Annotated in this window: 18 protein-coding genes; 15 read left to right on the top strand and 3 right to left on the bottom strand. The window is 62.0% G+C overall.

What is annotated here, in order from left to right; translation table 11 throughout:
• Positions 1–17 precede the first annotated feature (17 nt).
• The 12 genes from rpsM to HF955_RS01315 all read left to right on the top strand — a co-directional run bounded on the left by rpsM (position 18) and on the right by HF955_RS01315 (position 10,653).
• Positions 18–386 carry a 30S ribosomal protein S13 gene (gene rpsM / locus HF955_RS01370; RefSeq protein WP_027836761.1) on the top strand — a complete coding sequence of 123 codons (369 nt, stop codon included), beginning with the start codon at positions 18–20 and terminating at the stop codon, positions 384–386.
• 11 nt (positions 387–397) lie between these two features.
• Complete coding sequence (gene rpsK / locus HF955_RS01365; protein WP_027836760.1) at positions 398–787, top strand: 30S ribosomal protein S11; 390 nt, start codon at positions 398–400, stop codon at positions 785–787.
• Between the two features lie 62 nt (positions 788–849).
• The gene (locus tag HF955_RS01360) at positions 850–1,893 is read left to right on the top strand and encodes a DNA-directed RNA polymerase subunit alpha (RefSeq protein WP_027836759.1); all 1,044 of its coding nucleotides are present in this window, start codon (positions 850–852) and stop codon (positions 1,891–1,893) included.
• 47 nt (positions 1,894–1,940) lie between these two features.
• On the top strand, positions 1,941–2,363 hold the full coding sequence (gene rplQ, locus HF955_RS01355) for a 50S ribosomal protein L17 (RefSeq protein WP_027836758.1): 423 nt from the start codon (positions 1,941–1,943) through the stop codon (positions 2,361–2,363).
• A 178-nt stretch (positions 2,364–2,541) separates the two neighbouring features.
• Positions 2,542–4,284, top strand: coding sequence for a PQQ-dependent sugar dehydrogenase (locus HF955_RS01350; protein ID WP_291077242.1), 1,743 nt, complete (start codon positions 2,542–2,544; stop codon positions 4,282–4,284).
• Positions 4,285–4,472: 188 nt separating this feature from the next.
• Positions 4,473–5,690 carry a class I SAM-dependent methyltransferase gene (locus tag HF955_RS01345; RefSeq protein ID WP_291077240.1) on the top strand — a complete coding sequence of 406 codons (1,218 nt, stop codon included), beginning with the start codon at positions 4,473–4,475 and terminating at the stop codon, positions 5,688–5,690.
• Positions 5,690–6,043, top strand: a complete 354-nt coding sequence (locus HF955_RS01340) for a hypothetical protein (RefSeq protein ID WP_291077238.1) — start codon at positions 5,690–5,692, stop codon at positions 6,041–6,043. Before HF955_RS01345 ends, HF955_RS01340 begins: the two co-directional genes overlap by 1 nt.
• A 91-nt stretch (positions 6,044–6,134) precedes the next feature.
• On the top strand, positions 6,135–7,148 hold the full coding sequence (locus tag HF955_RS01335; protein WP_291077236.1) for a zinc-binding dehydrogenase: 1,014 nt from the start codon (positions 6,135–6,137) through the stop codon (positions 7,146–7,148).
• A gap of 330 nt (positions 7,149–7,478) precedes the next feature.
• Positions 7,479–8,366 (top strand): VOC family protein, encoded by an 888-nt coding sequence (locus HF955_RS01330; RefSeq protein WP_291077234.1) that lies wholly within the window; start codon positions 7,479–7,481, stop codon positions 8,364–8,366.
• The gene (locus HF955_RS01325) at positions 8,359–9,234 is read left to right on the top strand and encodes an alpha/beta hydrolase (RefSeq protein ID WP_291077233.1); all 876 of its coding nucleotides are present in this window, start codon (positions 8,359–8,361) and stop codon (positions 9,232–9,234) included. Before HF955_RS01330 ends, HF955_RS01325 begins: the two co-directional genes overlap by 8 nt.
• A complete protein-coding gene (locus HF955_RS01320; RefSeq protein ID WP_291077231.1) occupies positions 9,231–9,887 on the top strand; it encodes a hypothetical protein in 657 nt (218 codons plus the stop codon). The genes HF955_RS01325 and HF955_RS01320 overlap by 4 nt, the downstream gene beginning before the upstream one ends.
• A gap of 37 nt (positions 9,888–9,924) precedes the next feature.
• Positions 9,925–10,653 carry a hypothetical protein gene (locus HF955_RS01315; protein WP_291077229.1) on the top strand — a complete coding sequence of 243 codons (729 nt, stop codon included), beginning with the start codon at positions 9,925–9,927 and terminating at the stop codon, positions 10,651–10,653.
• A 73-nt stretch (positions 10,654–10,726) separates the two neighbouring features.
• On the opposite strand, the gene HF955_RS01310 is transcribed toward HF955_RS01315, so the two are convergent.
• Positions 10,727–12,385: an alpha/beta fold hydrolase gene (locus HF955_RS01310; RefSeq protein WP_291077228.1), complete on the bottom strand. Its 1,659-nt coding sequence runs from the start codon at positions 12,383–12,385 to the stop codon at positions 10,727–10,729.
• Between the two features lie 491 nt (positions 12,386–12,876).
• On the opposite strand from HF955_RS01310, the gene HF955_RS01305 reads away from it, so the two are divergent.
• The 3 genes from HF955_RS01305 (at position 12,877) to HF955_RS01295 (ending at position 16,135) form a co-directional block, all read left to right on the top strand.
• The gene (locus HF955_RS01305; RefSeq protein WP_291077227.1) at positions 12,877–14,088 is read left to right on the top strand and encodes an RtcB family protein; all 1,212 of its coding nucleotides are present in this window, start codon (positions 12,877–12,879) and stop codon (positions 14,086–14,088) included.
• Between the two features lie 256 nt (positions 14,089–14,344).
• Complete coding sequence (locus HF955_RS01300; protein ID WP_291077226.1) at positions 14,345–15,424, top strand: hypothetical protein; 1,080 nt, start codon at positions 14,345–14,347, stop codon at positions 15,422–15,424.
• A gap of 114 nt (positions 15,425–15,538) precedes the next feature.
• Positions 15,539–16,135, top strand: coding sequence for an HD domain-containing protein (locus HF955_RS01295; RefSeq protein WP_291077225.1), 597 nt, complete (start codon positions 15,539–15,541; stop codon positions 16,133–16,135).
• Positions 16,136–16,144: 9 nt separating this feature from the next.
• On the opposite strand, the gene HF955_RS01290 is transcribed toward HF955_RS01295, so the two are convergent.
• Together HF955_RS01290 and HF955_RS01285 are read right to left on the bottom strand one after the other, a co-directional pair.
• Positions 16,145–16,555: a Kazal-type serine protease inhibitor family protein gene (locus HF955_RS01290; protein WP_291077224.1), complete on the bottom strand. Its 411-nt coding sequence runs from the start codon at positions 16,553–16,555 to the stop codon at positions 16,145–16,147.
• Positions 16,556–16,616: 61 nt separating this feature from the next.
• Positions 16,617–17,537, bottom strand: a complete 921-nt coding sequence (locus HF955_RS01285; protein WP_291077223.1) for an SDR family NAD(P)-dependent oxidoreductase — start codon at positions 17,535–17,537, stop codon at positions 16,617–16,619.
• Between the last annotated feature and the right edge of the window lie 19 nt (positions 17,538–17,556).

Raw genomic sequence — 17,556 nt, 5'->3', positions numbered from 1 at the left:
CTTGAGGAGAACCGGCCTTGGCCCGTATTGCAGGCGTTAACATCCCGACCAACAAGCGCGTGGAAATCGCGCTGCGGTACATTCATGGCATCGGCCCGGCCATGGCTCGTGAGATCATCGAAAAGGTCGGCGTTGAGTCGACCCGTCGCGTGAACGAGCTGACGGATGCCGAAGTCATCAAGATCCGCGAAACCATCGATGCCGACTACCTGGTCGAAGGCGACCTGCGCCGCGACACGTCGATGAACATCAAGCGCCTGATGGATCTCGGTTCCTACCGTGGTCTCCGTCACCGCCGCAAGCTGCCGGTTCGCGGCCAGCGGACTCACACCAACGCCCGCACCCGCAAGGGTCCGGCCAAGCCGATCGCCGGCAAGAAGAAATAGGATAGTCTTCAATGGCTCGTGAAACGACCCGCGTCCGCCGTAGAGAGCGCAAGAACATCACCTCCGGTGTGGTTCATGTGAACTCCAGCTTCAACAACACCATGGTCACGATCACCGATGCCCAGGGCAACACGATCTCGTGGTCGTCCTCCGGCATGATGGGCTTCAAGGGTTCGCGCAAGTCGACCCCGTACGCCGCCCAGATGGCCGCGGAAGACGCTGCGAAGAAGGCCATGGACCACGGCCTGCAGACGGTTGAAGTCAGCGTGCGCGGTCCGGGATCCGGTCGCGAGAGCGCCCTGCGTGCCCTCCAGGCTGCCGGCCTGACCGTCACCGCCATTACCGACACGACGCCCATTCCGCACAATGGCTGCCGCCCGCCGAAGCGCCGCCGCGTCTAGTTCGTTTTTCTCCGGCGAGGCAATTTCGTCTCGCCAGACCCATCTCTGAGGATCCGTCGCCCATGGCAGACATCGAAGCCACCAACGTCAATGACCGTAACTGGAAAGTGCTGATCCGTCCGAACCGTCCTGTCGTCCAGGCCGGATATGATGCCAAGCGCAAGGCGAAGCTCGTCATCGAGCCGCTGGAGCGCGGCTATGGTACGACGCTCGGCAACGCGCTGCGCCGCGTGCTGCTGTCCTCTCTCCAGGGTGCGGCCATCATCGGCGTCCAGATCGACAATGTCGTGCACGAATTCTCCGCCATCCAGGGTGTGCGTGAGGATGTCACGACCATCGTGCTGAACCTGAAGCAGGTCGCCATCTTCATGGAAAGCGACACGCCGAAGCGCATGGTGCTGAAGGCAAAAGGTCCGGGCGAAGTGAAGGCCGGCCAGATCGAGACCTCCGGTGACACCCAGATCCTGAACCCCGACCACGTCATCTGTACGCTGGATGAGGGCGCCGAAGTGCGCATGGAGTTCACGATTGCGACCGGCAAGGGCTATGTCCCGGCCGAGGCGCACCGTCCGGAAGATGCCCCGATCGGCTACATTCCGATCGACGCGATCTACAGCCCGGTCCGCCGCGTGGGCTATCAGGTCGAGGACACCCGTGAAGGGACCGTTCTGGACTATGACAAGCTGACGCTGGACATCGAGACCGATGGGTCCGTGACGCCGGAAGACGCCGTGGCCTATGCCGCGCGGATCCTGCAGGACCAGCTGCAATTGTTCATCAACTTCGAAGAGCCAACCGTTGATACGGGCACGCAGACCGAAGAAACCGATCTCGGCTTCAACCCGGTCCTGCTCAAGAAGGTCGATGAGCTTGAACTGTCCGTTCGCTCGGCAAACTGCCTGAAGAACGACAACATTGTTTACATCGGTGACCTGATCCAGAAATCCGAAGCAGAGATGCTGCGCACGCCGAATTTCGGCCGCAAGTCCCTGAACGAGATCAAGGAAGTCCTCGCCGGTCTTGGCCTGCACCTCGGCATGGAAGTGCCGGACTGGCCGCCGGAAGACATCGAAGGCCTCGCCAAGAAATACGACGACCACCTCTAGCCCACTGAGCAATCGGGGGCCTGACCACCTCCTTAAGGAACACGACAATGCGCCATCGCCTTGGATACCGCAAACTGAACAAGACGACATCGCACCGCAAGGCGATGTTCGCGAACATGGCTGCCAGCCTCATCGAGCATGAGCAGATCGTGACCACCCTTCCGAAGGCGAAGGAAATGGCTCCGCTCATGGACAAGCTGGTGACCCTCGCCAAGAAGGGCGACCTGACGGCTCGCCGCCAGGCGCTCGCAAAAGTCCGCAACGAGGACGCTGTCCGCAAGCTGTTCGACGTCATGGGCGAGCGCTACAAGGACCGCAATGGTGGCTATACCCGCGTGCTGAAAGCCGGCTTCCGCCATGGTGACAATGCGCCGGTTGCCGTGCTTGAACTGGTTGACCGCGATGAGAGCGCCAAGGGCGCTGCGGATCGTGCCCGCCACGAGGCCGAACTGGAAGCCATGGAAGACTAGCGCTTCCCGGCTTTGCCAGAAATTTCAAAATGCCCCGGATGGACACATCCGGGGTTTTTTGTGCCCGAAATCCGCGGGTGTTCCGGAAACTACTCTAGCGTGAAGGGGGAAAGCGCTGGACGCCGCCGACGCCTCCGCGCTACGCCCATGGGGAACAGACGCGGGGGAGTGGGGCGAGGTGAAGGACATTCTGCAACGGATTGCCGGATTGAGACGACACTGGATTCTGCTGGCCGGACTTGCCTGCGTGTTTGTGGCGGGGGTCGGCAGCGGGGTGGTGCTGCTGGAGTCCGGCCTGGCAGGCAAGGTCAAGGCTCGGCTCATCGCGCCGCCAGCCCCGGTTGAGCCGGCCCTGGGGTGGGTTTCGCAGGAGACCAGCCTGCAGACCATCGAAACCCTGGAAATCCCGCTGGGCAATGTGGACGGAGTTGTCGATGGGGGCGGGCTGGACGCGGTCGGCGAGACCGTATTGTTCGTCACCGGCCTCGGCCGGATCGGGTATCTCGACCTCGCTTCCGGCGCGATCGGATATCTCGAGTCGGGCGTGCCGATGAATTTCGATGCGCTGCGCGAGCATCGCGCCTGGGACGAGATCGAGTTCAACAGGAAGGTCTTCCGCGCCCATGACATCCTGCTGCAACATCGCGGCGGAGACCTGCACGCTCTCTATGTGACGCATCATCACTTCCAGGATAGTGGCCAGATCTGCACCCGCCTGTCGCGCGCCGACGTGACGATCACCGACGGCATTCCCGTGGCGGTGTCGGATTTCGACACGGTTTACGAGATTGATCCCTGCATCGATCTGGCGGATGTCGATTACGGATTTGACGGCCATATGAGTGGTGGGCGCCTGCACGAATCCGATGATGGACGCCTCTACCTGACCGTGGGGGATTTCGGTTTTGGCGGGAAGAAGAACCGCAATGAGCGGGTCGAGGCCGGCGCGCCGGGAGACCTGGCCAGCCTGTTGCTGGTCGATCCGGACACGGGGATGGTGGAAGTGATTGCGGAAGGTCTGCGCAATGCGCAAGGGCTGGAAGTGGACGATCAGGGCCGGATCTGGACGACCGAGCACGGGCCGCAGGGCGGGGACGAAGTCAACCTGATCAAGAAAGGAGGCAACTATGGCTGGCCTTATGTGTCGCTGGGCTTCAGCTATGGGGAGGCGGGATATCCGCGAATCCCGTTGCGCTGGTCCGTCGCGCAGGGGCGCCATGACGGATATGAGAAGCCGGTCTATGCCTTTGTTCCGTCCGTGGCCACGTCGCAGATACTTGCCATGCCGCAGGCCAGCGAAGCGTTTGGCATCTGGCGCGGTGACCTTCTGGTGTCATCGCTGATGCGCCAATCCCTGTTTCGTATCCGGCTGGATGGCGACACGGCGATCTATGCCGAGCCGATTCCGATGGGGGGACGCATTCGAGACATGATCTTCCTGGACGACGGACGCCTTGCCCTGATGCGGGATGACAAGACTCTGGTGATCGTGCGGGATCCGGAAACCCATGAGGACGATGCAGCGGACGCAGTTCCATTCGAGTTGTCCGGGTTTGACGAGGTCGAGGCGCTCGAAGCGACCCTTGGAAACATGGTGTCGGAAAATTGGGGGCAGGACCTGTTTCGCTGGAAATGCGCTTCCTGCCATGCCCTGAATGGCGAAGCGGCGGTCGGGCCGCCACTGGCCGGCATTGTCGGCAGCCGGATCGGCGCGACGGAAGGATACCCGTATTCGCCGGCGCTGTCGCAGGCTGACGGGCGCTGGAAGCTGTCGCGGCTGCGTACCTATGTGATTGATCCTGCCGGGGCTGGTCTTGGTGGCTCTTCCATGCCGCCGGTCTCGCAGCTCAACCGGAACCAGTTGAACGCGATTTTCCGGTTCCTCGAGGAAGATGCCCCGCAGCGGACTGTCGAAGACTAGACGCTTGCTTGCGGACGGCTGCGTTCGGTTCATATACGTATTGACGAGACAGGACGGTCAATCCGGCGGCAGAATTGACTGTTTGCAGGGCGGATTCCCGACCATGCGGCAGTTGGGCGCTCCCCACTTGCCAGCGCCGGTCAGTCCTGACACAATTGGTATATCATTTTAGCAGGAGGAATCCGGTCGTGACAGATTCGAGCAAGCCTACCGAAGTCGCCTATGATGGTCCTCCGGATTACCGCGTGGTGGGGCGCCACGGAATCTTTCCGGAAACCAGCCATGATGAAGTCGAGCGGATCAATTATCTCGCCCAGATGAACCGGCACCTTTCGACCCGGATCATGCCGGGGGTGAAGACCTCGTTCGAACAGAATGTGGAGCCGGAATTCCGCAAGAAGACGGGACGGGACATGGCGAACCGCCACGAGGCGCGCAAGGCCATGCTGGGCGATTATGCTTACAAATTCTGGTCAGCGCTGCGCCGGGCCACGATGGAGCAACGCCAGCAGGCCGGTCGCTGGACCGCTCTGCGCCAGAGCGAGCGCCTGGCCGAGATTGCCGACAAGCTGACGCGCGATGATGACCGGCTGCAGCTCAATCCAGCCATCAAGGTGCCGCGCTATGTATCGGGCGTGGACCATCACTGCATGCCGGGCAGCTATCACACGGAATACTTCCCCGGCGATGTCACCAACGGGGCCAATTACGATCATGCCGGTTTCGTGACCACGGCCGGTATGCTTGGCAAATATACCGATGGTGGCGGACACGCGGTCGTGAACTGGGTGAAGACCAATCTGCCGGACTTCAAGCCGAAGAAGATCCTGGAGATCGGCGGCACGGTCGGACATAGCAGCCTGCCGATTGCCCAGGCCTATCCCGACGCGGAAATGACGATTGTCGATCTGGGCGCACCGGTATTGCGCTACGGCCTGGCGCGGGCCAAATCGCTCGGAGTCGACAACGTCCGGTTCGTGCAGGCCAGCGGAGAGGACCTCTCCATGTTCGAGGATGAAAGCTTCGACTGGATCCAGACGACCATGTTCCTGCATGAATTGTCGTCGAGTGCCTTGCGCAACATTTTTAACGAAACCCGCCGGCTGGTGAAGCCGGGCGGCATTGTCCTTCATGTCGAGCAGCCCCAGTACACGGACGAAATGTCCCTGTACGAACAGGCAATGCGCGACTGGGATGCCTTCTACAACAATGAACCCTTCTGGAGCCGCATGCACGAGCTGGATCTCGACACGCAGATGGAGCAGGCAGGTTTTGACCGTGCGTCCCTGATCCATGGGGGCGTGACTGCCGTGGTGGACAAGGATCTGTTCCCGGATGCCGCCGATGATGACAGTGAAGACTATGGCCGCAAGGCGGCGTGGCACGTGATTGGAGCGCGCGTCTGATGAGTATTGAACAAGCCCTCGCCGGCGCCGGCGCAAAGGCCGCAGGCAAACGTCCCTGGTTTCTCGACGAGGAAATCGAGACTGTGATGAACATCACGCTGGCGGTTTCCCAGGAACTGGTGGTGGCCCGCCAGCGGGTCGACACGCTGGAGCGCCTGCTCGAGGCCAAGGGCGTGCTGAGCCGGGAAGAGATCGAGGCCTACACGCCGGACAAGAAGGCGGCGGAAGAACGTGGGCTGTGGACCCAGGAATACCTGGCGCGCGTGATGCGCATCCTGCAACAGCGAAACGAAGCTGCCGATGCGCCCGAGGATGTCGCATCCGAGAAACTCGGCGACGAGCTCGTACGCTAATAATCCGCAAACGAACGTATACGGTGCGCTCCGACCGGGACCGTGCCGTGTGCGCGCTGGCCCGATATCCCGCTGAAACCAAAGGTGACATGTGACCCTGACCTACAAGGCCATCGAACTGCATGAATTTGCCGATACGTTCCGCGCCGGCAGCCGGACGGTCGATCTGGACCGGCGGCCCCCCTGTCCCGGAGAGGTGCAGGTGCGCAACCTGTATTGCGGCATCAATGGCATTTTCGACACGCAGATTGCCCGCAATGCGGTGGACTATGTCTCCATCGGCCTGCCGACCCTGACCGGGGTCGAAGCGATGGGGATCGTTGAGGCGTGCGGCGAAGGTGTCACGGAATTTGCCGAGGGCGACGCGGTTGTGACCACACGCTTCCCGTCAGGCTATCGGGAATGGAACATCGCGCCTGCGGCTGGCTTCATCAAGGTGCCCGACACGCGGCCGGAATGGCTTGTTCTGGCGTCGACGGGTGTGTCGGCCTATCTGGCGCTGACCCATATCGCACAGCTCAAGCCGGGGGACACGGTCGCCATCTCTGCCGCTGCTGGCGGATTGGGGCATTTGTTGGTCCAGATCGCCAAGCATCATGGATGCCATGTCGTGGCCGTGTGCGGCGGTTCGAAAAAGACCGCCTTCGTGACGTCGCTGGGTGCGGACCGGGCCATCGATTACAAGTCGGAATCCGTGGCCGACGTGCTGGCGCAGGAATACAAGGACCGGCTGGACGTGGCCATCGACACGGTCAGCGGCTCCATATTCGATGCCTTTCTAGACAATGTCGCGCCGCACGGACGGGTCGTGGTGAGCGGGGCTGCGCAGGATCTGGAAGGGCGTCCGGAAATAGTGACCGGTCCGCGTGTCGGCAACAAGCTTTACTACAAGGGCGCGTCGGTGCGCGGTTTCATGAATGGCCTGCTGACAGACCATTGGCCGGCGGCGCGGGCCTGGATGTTTGATCGCTTTGCGGCCGGTGACCTGAAAGTCGTGTTCGATGAGCAGGTGTTTACAGGGCTCGAAGGCGTACAGGATGCGATCGAGCATCTCCTGTCGGGTCAATCCATGGGAAAGGTGATTGCCCGCTTGCGTCCTGACTGACCCCTTCCGTTCCTCAAGTGTGTTTTGACACCCGAACGTGGACTGACGGCACAGGTTTCCTCCCCCCGTTGCCTCCCGCCGTCAGATTGCAAGGACCCGGACCTCCCGCATTCCCGGCCTTGCCCGCGGCGCCCGGCACAGTTTTCTGTGCCGGGCGTTTTCCTTCCCGGCCCATGCGGGGCAAACTGTCCCAATTGCGGATAAATGATCGAAACGGGTGGCTCTGGACGTGGCGAGCCCTTGCCAAACAATTCCTTTCCCGCCACAAAAGATATACCAAATGTGATCCGGGCGTTGCGTGCGCCCGCAACCTGACAGGGCGACTGCCGAATGACCTTGCTGAAATGTGCAACTCTCATGGTCCGGGACGTGGCTGAGAGCGCAGAGCGATACGCCAGATGGCTGGATTATGCCGTGGTGGAGCAGGGCGAGGTGCCCGGCGAACTGGCGGCCAGCTGGAATGCCCCGGCCAGTGCCGGCAGGCCCTATGTGGTGATGCAGCCCGCTTCCGGCGCCGAGGTTTTCCTCCGCTTCATCGAAGCAGATGTCGTGGAAGCGTACGAGCCGGTCCGCACCTATGGCTGGGCCGCCACGGAAATCTGCGTGCAGGATGTCGAAGCGGTGAATGCCCGCATGGAGCAATCCGAGTTCGAAATCATCGGGCCGCCCAAGCCACTTGATGGATTTCCGACCGTCAAGCCGATGCAGGTGCGCGGGCCGGACAAGGAGATCGTCTATCTGACCGAGATCCGTGTGGACGACCCGGCGAGCGGCCTGCCCAGTCCTCAATCGCTGATCGACCGACCATTCATCATGGTGCTTGCCTGCGCAGACCTGCCTGCAAACATCGCCTGGGTCCGGGATGTCTTCGGATTCGAGATGATCGATCCCGTGGCCATTGCCTATACGATGATCTCGAAAGCCTTCGGCCTGCCAGAGGACAGCAAGCATGAACTGGTGACGGCCAAATGGAAGGGCGAAGTGTTCATCGAGCTGGACCAGTATCCGGCGGGTGCGACACCCCGCCCGGCGCATGAGGGCGCCTTGCCCCCCGGCGTCAGCATCACGACCATTACCTATCCGGATTTCGACCGGCTCGAGGCGCGCTGGACATCGCCGCCCGTCGTGCGCGGGGGGCCAATGTATGGCGGCAGGCGGGTTGGTGTTCTGACATCTCCGGACGGGGCCCTGTTTGAAGTGGTTGAACTGGATGGATAGGCCCCAACCGGTCTCGCAAACGCGCCGACGGTTTGCAGACCTCCGGCACGGCCAGATGCACTACCGGGAAGCTGGGCAGGGCCGCACCATCCTGTTGATACATGCATCGCCCGGCAGCGCCCGGCAGCTGGGTGGGTTGATATCGGGCCTGGCCGAAACCTGTCATGTGGTCGCGCCGGACACGCCCGGAAATGGCGACAGTGACGCGCTGGATCTGTCACACCCCGAAGTGACGGACCTGGCCGCCGCCATGCTGGAATTCATGGATGCGGCCGATCTGGGCGAGGTGTTCGTTTACGGATCACATACAGGGGCCTGCGTTGCCGCGGAACTGGCCATACTGGCTCCGGACCGGGTCATCGGCATTGTCGCGGATGGCGTGTTGAACCTGTCGGACGAAATGCTGCAGGAATATCTTGAGCAGTACGCGCACCCATTCCCGGCAGACCTCGACGGAACGTATCTGCAGAAGGCTTTCCTGTTTTGCCGCGACCAGTATGTGTTTTTTCCCTGGTACAAGCGTTCGGCCGAGGCCCGGCGTCCCGGCGGTCTCGGCAGCGCGAAGGATCTGAAGGATTGGGTGGTGGACGTCCTGAAAGCCGGTGAGACTTATCATTTGAACTACCGCGCCGCATTTCGCTGGAGGGCCGCAGAGCGCCTCCGGCGCGTAAAGGTGCCGCTCCTGCTGGTTGCCAGCGAAAGCGATCCGCTGCTGACATCGACGCGGGAGATCGCCGACATGGTTGAAGCTGCCGGTTTTGCCGACCTGCCACCCTATGAACAGCCGGACTTTGCCGCACGGCGGCTGGCGACCCTCAGGAACTTTCTTGACGCCTGTCCGGCGTCCTCCACGGAGTTGACTTCATGACGCTCGCCCTCATTACCTTGCTGCATGTCCTGATCCCGATCTACTGGCTTGGCGGGGATCTCGGGGCCTTCTACAGCTCGGGCTTCCTGACCGATTCAAAGCGGTCCGTACCCGAACGCATGCTGGCCTTGAAGATCCTGAACGATATCGACATGGCCCCGCGAACCGCACTGATCATGGCCTTCCCGACCGGGTTCACCCTGGCGGTCGCGAAGGGCTGGATTGCCGTGTCCCCCTTGCTTGTCGGCCTCGTCTGGCTCGCCAGCCTGGTCTGGCTGGGGCTCGCCTGGATGGTGCATCTCAATCATGGTGCGCCCAATCCATGGTACAAATCCGTCGATATGGGAATCCGATACCTCGCCCTCGCCGGCCTATTGGGCGCAGGGCTTTCGGTCGCGTTCGGACTGCTCGACTATCCGCTGTTCGTCGGCCTCAAAATGATCATCCTGGGCCTGGCCATCGTCATGGGCTTGATCGTGCGGGTGCTGCTGAAACCGCTGATCCCGGCCATTGTGACCCTGTCGACCACCGGGCCGACGCCGGACTCCGACAAGACGATCGCCGACGTGCTGACACGGACCCGGCCGGCAGTGCTGTGCCTGTGGGCCCTGATCCTTCTCGCCAGCTATCTCGGCATTGCCACGCCGCTCTAGCTTCCATCAGACATATAATCCCGACAAGGAGACACGTGTGAAACACACCACAATCGACGGAAAGATCCTCTACACGTCCAACAAGCCCGGACGGGAAGGTGAAGAGCGTGGCCGCGAGCACTTCACGTTCACCCGGCATACGGATGGCAAGCGCACATTGCGCGCCCTGTGCGAGATCGAGGAACCGGATCCGACAGTTCTGCGCGACATTACCTATAGTCTCGATGAAAATGACATGCCGATGGATTGCTTCGTTCGCCTGACGGTGGGCGACGCCTTCATGGGGGCAGGTTTCTTCCGCCTGACCGATGAATTCATCGAATGCGAAAGCTATGGACCGTCGATTGGCCGCCTGTCGCAGCGCGTGCCGATTGCGGGCACGTTTGACGGCTTCGGAACGCACCCGATTGCGGGGGATGCATACATCACCAAGAAGATGGACCTCTCGAAAGGACCCCACAAGCGCAATCTGCGCACATTCCTACCGTCTCCGGATCATCGGGGTGCTACGCCGCCCATGGTGGCCGAATCGGTGATCCAGCTGGAATATGTCGGTGAGGAAACCGTGACCGTGAAGGCCGGGACCTTCGAGGCGCGTCATTTCAGGTTTTCCGATGATGATGGCGGCATGGTCGGCCTCAGCGGTGAGGCGCATCCGGTCTATGATGTCTGGGTGACGGCGGACGAGGATTCAATCTTCCTGAAAGGGGGCGTCGGCGGATACATGCAGACCTGGTACGAATTGGTCGAGCTGACGCGTCGCTAGGGCCTGGCTCCCGAAATTCAGTTTTTGCGAAAGGGCCGCTCTGTGCGGCCCTTTTTCGTGACCTGCTGGCGTGTCAGACCTTCAGGAAGTCCACGATGTCCGGCACGGCGTCTTCCATCTGCGCGGGGCGACCGGTGAAGACAGCAGCTGACAGGCCAGCGGCTGCCTGCTCCGTGCCGAGATAGGCTGGATCCCGGTCATGGGTGAAGACGAGACAGGGATGGGGCAGTTCGGCAGACGGCGCGGCGTGGGCACCTTCCACAGCAGCGCGGACCGAGTCGCCATAATGTGCGGGTTGCTTGAGCATACCGAGGAAAGCATCGTAGAGGGCGTCGGCGCCCAGCAGGGGCTCCAGCTGACGCTGAGCCGCGATGCCGGTTTCGTACCATGGCCAACTCGCTTCGCTGTCCCGCAACATGTGCCAGGCCTGCATCAGATGGCTTCCCGCAGAGCAGAACGGCAAATCCGGAACGAGCCGGTCAAGGTCTGACAGGGGGGGCATCGATCCGGCGGCCAGCCCGCCATCAAGAACCAGTCGGCCGATTTTGTCGGGATGCGCCTGAACGAGGGCAAGCGCCAGGGGCGTTGCCAGATCGCGCGCAAGCAGGTCGACCCTTCCTCCACCGAGCGTATCGATGACCGCGGTGAGGGTTTGGACGAACCCGGCCAGGCTGGGGGTGTCCAGGGCGTCGGACTCGCCAAAGCCCGGCAGTTCCGGGACGAGCACAGGAAGCGTGTTGGGCAACACATCTGCGAGATGCAGGGCCTGCTTGGGGGTCGGGGCACCGAGCAGGAGGAGCGGTGTGCGTCCGGGTTTTCCCCTGCGGTGCACCAGCACCTGCCCGGCAGGCCCGTCCACATAGACCCTCCGGCCCGGGTCGGACACCGGCGGCACAAAGGCTATCGTTGCGGCTTCGGCCCCTTCGGCAAAGCGGGTCCGGAGCCAGTCAAACCAGGCATCCGGTTCGGCTGGCAGGGGATCAATGGCGAGCGCGGCATTCCGGTCCGCGGGAACACGCGCGAGGCTGGAATAAAGCACATCGTCTTCGCGGGCGCCGACAATGGTCGGAACTGTAATCGCCTCCAGCGCCGGCAGCGGTGGGTAGCGCATCGCAGCGGCGTAGGCGCCGGAATAGTGCGGCCCGGCAGACAGGAAATCGATCGTGTAGTCCTGCATCCATTCCGCCGGATATTCGGAAGGAATTCGTGTCGCGGTGCTGGCCTCGAACCAGGGGAACCAGCGGGTCATGTCGCGAATGTGGGTCCACTTCTTGGCGATGAATGCTCCCGCAGGATCCTTTTCGAAGGGCTGCATATAGGTCTGGATGAAGTCTTCGGGCGTTGGTTCGGTCGGGATCGACAGGCCATCGAGGATCAGGCGTGCGGGATGGCCGTAGCGCGCCGCATAGTCCAGCGCGATCTTGGCGCCGGTATGAGGTGCGTACAGCGGCGCGCGTTCGATGCCCAAAGTGCACAGAACAGTGTTAAGCGAGTCGGCGAAATTCTCGATGCGGGGATCGGGAATGTCGAGCGGCGAGGAGTTGCCATAGCCCGGCGTATCCAGCGCCACCAGGGTGAACCTGTCAGCGAGCCGCTGCATGGTGGGAAGGTGAAGCCGGGAGGAGCGTGGGGAATCGTGCAGCATCACGATCACGGGGCCCTGGCCCTGAACCCGGTAATGAACCGTCTGGGTCCCGATCTGGAGAAAGTGGCGTTTTGCTGGAAGGGTCATGCGGGCAGGTCCGGTGGTGTCGAGAAAGGATAAAAAGATATATCATTAATGGGTGGGAGGGAATACCAAGCCATAGCACCCGTGTATCCGGAACGGGTGCCTTCCGGTGCCGGGCCGCGGGGCTCGTGATGGTCCGGTCTGCAGGTCGTCCTTGGTCAGAAGGTGCCGAAGAGCGATCAGATATTTTTTCCTCGAACGGTTGACCTGTCGTGCTGTCTCCATCATAAGGCGCGCTCATTCCAATCCGGGAGCGGACCGTTGAGACGTCTACAACCATATGCGTGTTTTGCAGAACGCAGCCTGATCAAGGCGTGCGATAGCTGCTGTATGGAGGTGATTGGATAGGGCTGACTGTCAGCCTGGGGACCTTTTCAGGTCTTATGCCGCCCTCCGCGCAATATCGCCCGGAGGGTTTTTTCATGTCTTTCGAACCCGAAGGAACCGCGCGGAGGGCTTGTCAGGAGGAGCTTTTTGAAACGAAGCTGAGAACGATGAGCGATTTTGAAGTGATTGAAACCAGCGCAGGCGGGCGCATCAAGGCCTGGGTCAAAGGTGTGCCCGTGGAACCGCAAGCGCGTGAACAGCTGGAGAATGTTGCGGGCCTGCCCTTCATTCACAGTCATCTGGCTGTGATGCCGGACGTGCATTTCGGGCGTGGCGCCACGGTCGGGTCCGTGATCCCGACCAGGGGCGCCATTATCCCGGCGGCTGTGGGCGTGGACCTTGGCTGCGGGATGATGGCGATCCGGACCAGCCTGACGGCGAATGACCTGCCGGACAGCCTCTCGGCCATCCGCAGCGAAATCGAGCGGAAGGTGCCGGTTGGCAATGGCCGGGGCGGCAGCCACAAGGAAACCCCGGCGCGGGCAGCAACTGCGCTCAGGGCTTCCGGCATGGCTGACCGGTTGGATGTCATCCTGAAGAAGCACAAGCGTATCCAGCGCACGGCATTTGCAAAGCAGCTGGGGACATTGGGCGGCGGCAACCACTTCATCGAGCTCTGCCTTGATGAAGCTGATCGAGTCTGGGTCATGCTTCACTCGGGATCGCGGGGGACGGGGAATATTCTCGGCTCCTACTTCATCCGGGAGGCGCGTGAAGCGCTTGAGAAACGCGTGCTCGGCTATCATGTGCCGGACAAGGACCTGGCCTTCTTTGTGGAAGGTGAGGAATTGTTCGACGATTACACGTTGGCCGTCAGTTGGGCACAGGACTATGCCCGTCTGAACCGAGAGGTGATGATGGACCGCGTGCTGTTTGCCTTGCGGGAGTTCTTTCCCAGCTTCACGCTGGAGAAGGACGCCGTGAACTGTCACCACAATTATGTGGAGCGAGAACGGCATTTCGGCGCAGATATCTGGGTGACCCGCAAGGGCGCCGTCCGGGCTGGCAAGGACGAACTCGGCATCATTCCGGGCTCGATGGGGGCGAAATCCTTCATTGTTCGCGGGAAAGGAAATGCAGACTCGTTCTGTTCCTGCTCCCACGGGGCCGGGCGCGCCATGAGCCGGTCGGAAGCCAAGCGTCGGTTCTCTCTGGAGGATCACGTTCAGGCTACGGATGGCGTGGAGTGCCGCAAGGATGCCGGCGTGATTGACGAAACGCCGATGGCCTATAAGGACATTGACGCCGTCATGGCCGCGCAGACGGATCTTGTGGAAGTGGTTCACACACTGAAGCAAATTGTTTGCGTCAAAGGTTGACAACATGTCGCGGGGGCGTCTATACGCCCAACTCCAGTCAGGCCATCGGTTCGTGAGCGGATGGCCTGACTTTCCAACCGGAAGATACGAGATGAAGCTGAATTGCACTTGCATAACCAGCTCCTCGCAGTTGCGGGGAGCGCTGTCAGCGGCGCCCGCGCATTGGCCGGTCGCTTCCTGACATCGATATTATCTGAACTTCGATGATCCAGGGCTGAAGAGATCAGCTGTCGGATCGTATGAAAGGAGGTGGATCATGGGCGCGCCCATGACCCGTGCTGGCGTCTTGCTGTTTGGCAAGCCGTCGGCAGCGACGCCCTTGCTCGGCCATGTGGCCGGTTTGCACGCTGAACGGATCGCCCGTTTCTGGCCGGCTCCGCATGCGGGGTTCCTGACCCTGCCGGCGGCGCGGCGCCATGCGGCGGCGATCCTGCTGGAGCGCCGCTGGAACAGTTCCGCCGATGATGGCGTGGATATTGTTCACGCCGTGGAGCGCGCCCGCGATGCGGACCTCGCCCGCATTCTCATGCAGGGTGAGGCTCCTGGCGGTCTCATGAAGGCCCTGGGCCGGATGGGGGAAATCCTTTGGGAGGCACAGGCTTATGCCGATCTCCTGAAGCTTTTCACGGACGCTGATGCGGTGAAGGTCTTGCGGCACATGCCGCAGATCGAAGCTGACCGGTTGGGGCTGATTGCGGCAGTTCCGTCTGCCTTGCGGGTTCCGGGCATCCTGGTGAATCTGCCGGATCGCGTGGAGGCCGTGGAGGATCTGTCCGAGGCCTATGGGCTGGCGTTGCGTATTCATGGTGCCGGTGAGGCGGGACGCATCGTGCAGAGATGGGGGCGGGCGACCAGTTCGGTGGCTCTGTTCGACATGGCGGCGGACGCCTTGCAGCCGGCCGAGTTCGGTCGGGTCATGGCACCGCCTGCCTTGCCGGACTGGTTCGCACCCGTGCGGACCCGCAAGGCCTTGAACGAGATCGCGCTGGAGTTCCGTAACTGCCTGCGGGACTTCGCGTCCGATCTCGCCATGGGCCGGATGGCGGTCTACGCCGTGCGGAAGTCCTCCAGCCCGCCTGTTGCCATGGCCTTGCGCCAGGATGCAGCAGGCTGGCGGTTGGCCGAAGCGCTGCTGAAGAACAATGACGATCTGAGCGATGCCCATTTGCGGAGCCTGGTTGAAGTTCTGGCGGGGTGCGGGGTCCGGACCGGCGAGTCGGCCTGGACGCTGGCGCAAAGGCTGCACAATCATGTCTGTCCGGATTGCGGGCCGGCACATGTGCCGCCGCGCAATACCTGGCGGGAACGGCTCGCGCTCGGTTCGCTCTGGGACTAGCCGGATGACCGCGTCGCACCGAGCGCCCCCGGACCGCAAGGTCCGGGGGCGTTTCCATTTGTGACGCGCGCGTCATCCGTGTATCCTGCCGTCAAAACAACGGGAGAGAACGACATGGCCGACGGGCACGAAATGGGCGAGCGCGCGAAATTCCGGGAAATGCTGGAAGGCACGAAGGAAGACTGGGACATCATCGTCGAGCATTCAAAGAGTTTCAACAAGGGGCTGGCCAAGCGGGTCATCGATCATCTGCGCCTGCTGGATGGCGACTTTGGCGGCTTTCCGGTCGACCGGCTGGAGCACTCGCTTCAGACCGCGACCCGCGCGCACCGGGACGGGCGGGACGAGGAATATGTCGTCTGCGCGCTGCTGCACGATATCGGCGACACGCTGGGCAGCTACAATCATCCGGATGTTGCCGCCGCGATTCTGAAGCCGTTCGTGTCAGAGGCCAATCACTGGATGGTGGCCAATCATGGCGCGTTTCAGGGCTATTACTTCTTCCATCATATCGGCCTGGACCGGAATCTGCGCGAGCACTTCAAGGACAGCCCGCACTATGAACACTGCGCGCAATTCTGCCATCTCTATGACCAGGCTGCGTTCGACCCGGACTATGAAAGCGAGCCGCTGGAATTCTTTGTCCCGATGGTTGAGCGCGTCTTCTCACGACCGGTAAATTCCATGTATCTCAAGGCGATGCAGGAATAAGCTGAGGCTTTACTCCCCAGAGGTTTCCTGCAGGCAGGGCCCTTCGCTGGCGATGCTGGTCATCGCGGCATGGGCCTCGCAGGCATTGCCATAGGTCTTGCCGTCACAGCCGCAGACCGGGCGGTATTCGCGCGTGCACATGGGGCGGACTTCGGCGCAGGTGCCGGCCGCGTCGGCAATGTTGCGGCAGGCGCCGTCTTCCATCTTGCAGAACAGGCCGTCTTCGCAGGCGATGGCGGCGATGCCCCCGCAGGTCTCGCCAAGTCCGGCGGTCATCGGCAGGGCGGGCGCGTCATCTGGTGTTTCGGGAGCAGGCGGCGGCGCCTCTGCCTCAACCGGCGGCAGGTCTTCCGGGGGCTTCTCCAGCCAGGCGCAACCGGCAAGAAGGGTGAGGGACAGGACAAGGGCGATGAGGCGCATGGAAGTCTCCTTTCACGGGAGAACCCTGCGCCCCGATCGCGTCATTGGCAAGGCGAAAGCTCTAGCCTTTCATGCCGGCGGCAACCGCCGCGAAGATGTTCTGGCCATGCTCGCCGCCGGACTGGAAGGCCGGCTTGGTGGTGGAGACATCGGTGATCTGGTCCCACTTCGCAGCGACCGCTTCGGCCGAGAGGCCTTCGCCCTGGCCGACAAAGACGCCTTCGGTCTCGACGATGCGGGCCATCGAGAAGGCACCGGCGCCGGCCGACAGGATCATGCCGGTCGGGGCGTCATCCTTGACGAGGTTCATCACGCCCGGCGTGACATATTCCGGCTTCAGCTGGGCGAGGACTTCGTCCGGCATCAGGCCCTGCGTCATGCGGGTTGCCGCAATCGGGCAGACTGCGTTGATCTTGATGTTGTTTTTTGCGCCTTCGATCTTCAGCGTGTTCATCATGCCGACCACGCCGAGCTTGGCCGCGCCGTAATTGGCCTGACCGAAATTACCATACAGGCCGGTGGAGGACGTCGTCACGACCACGCGGCCGAAATTCTGTTCCTTCATGATGTTCCAGGCGGCGTGGACCGGCATGAACGTGCCGCGCAGGTGAACGTCCAGCACCAGGTCGATGTCAGCCTGGGTCATCTTGGAGAAGGATTTGTCGCGCAGGATGCCGGCATTGGCGATGATGATGTCGATGCGGCCCCATTTGGCCATCGTGTCATCAATCATCTTCTTGACGCCGGCCTCGTCGGAGACAGAGGATCCGTTGGCAATGGCTTCGCCGCCCATGGCCTCGATTTCCTTGACGACCGCCTCGGCGGCTTCGGAATTGCCGCCCGTGCCGTCCATCGAGCCACCGAGATCATTGATCACCACTTTGGCGCCCCGACGGGCGAGTTCGAGGGCGTGGCACCGGCCGAGGCCGCCACCGGCCCCGGTCACAATGGCGACGCGATCGTCGAAACGGATATCTGACATGGGAGGACTCCTCATTCCT

Source organism: Hyphomonas sp. (assembly GCF_017792385.1).
Taxonomy (GTDB): Bacteria; Pseudomonadota; Alphaproteobacteria; order Caulobacterales; family Hyphomonadaceae; genus Hyphomonas.
Note: the sequence above shows the minus strand (reverse complement) of the source record. Positions and strands in the feature narration are given on the sequence as shown.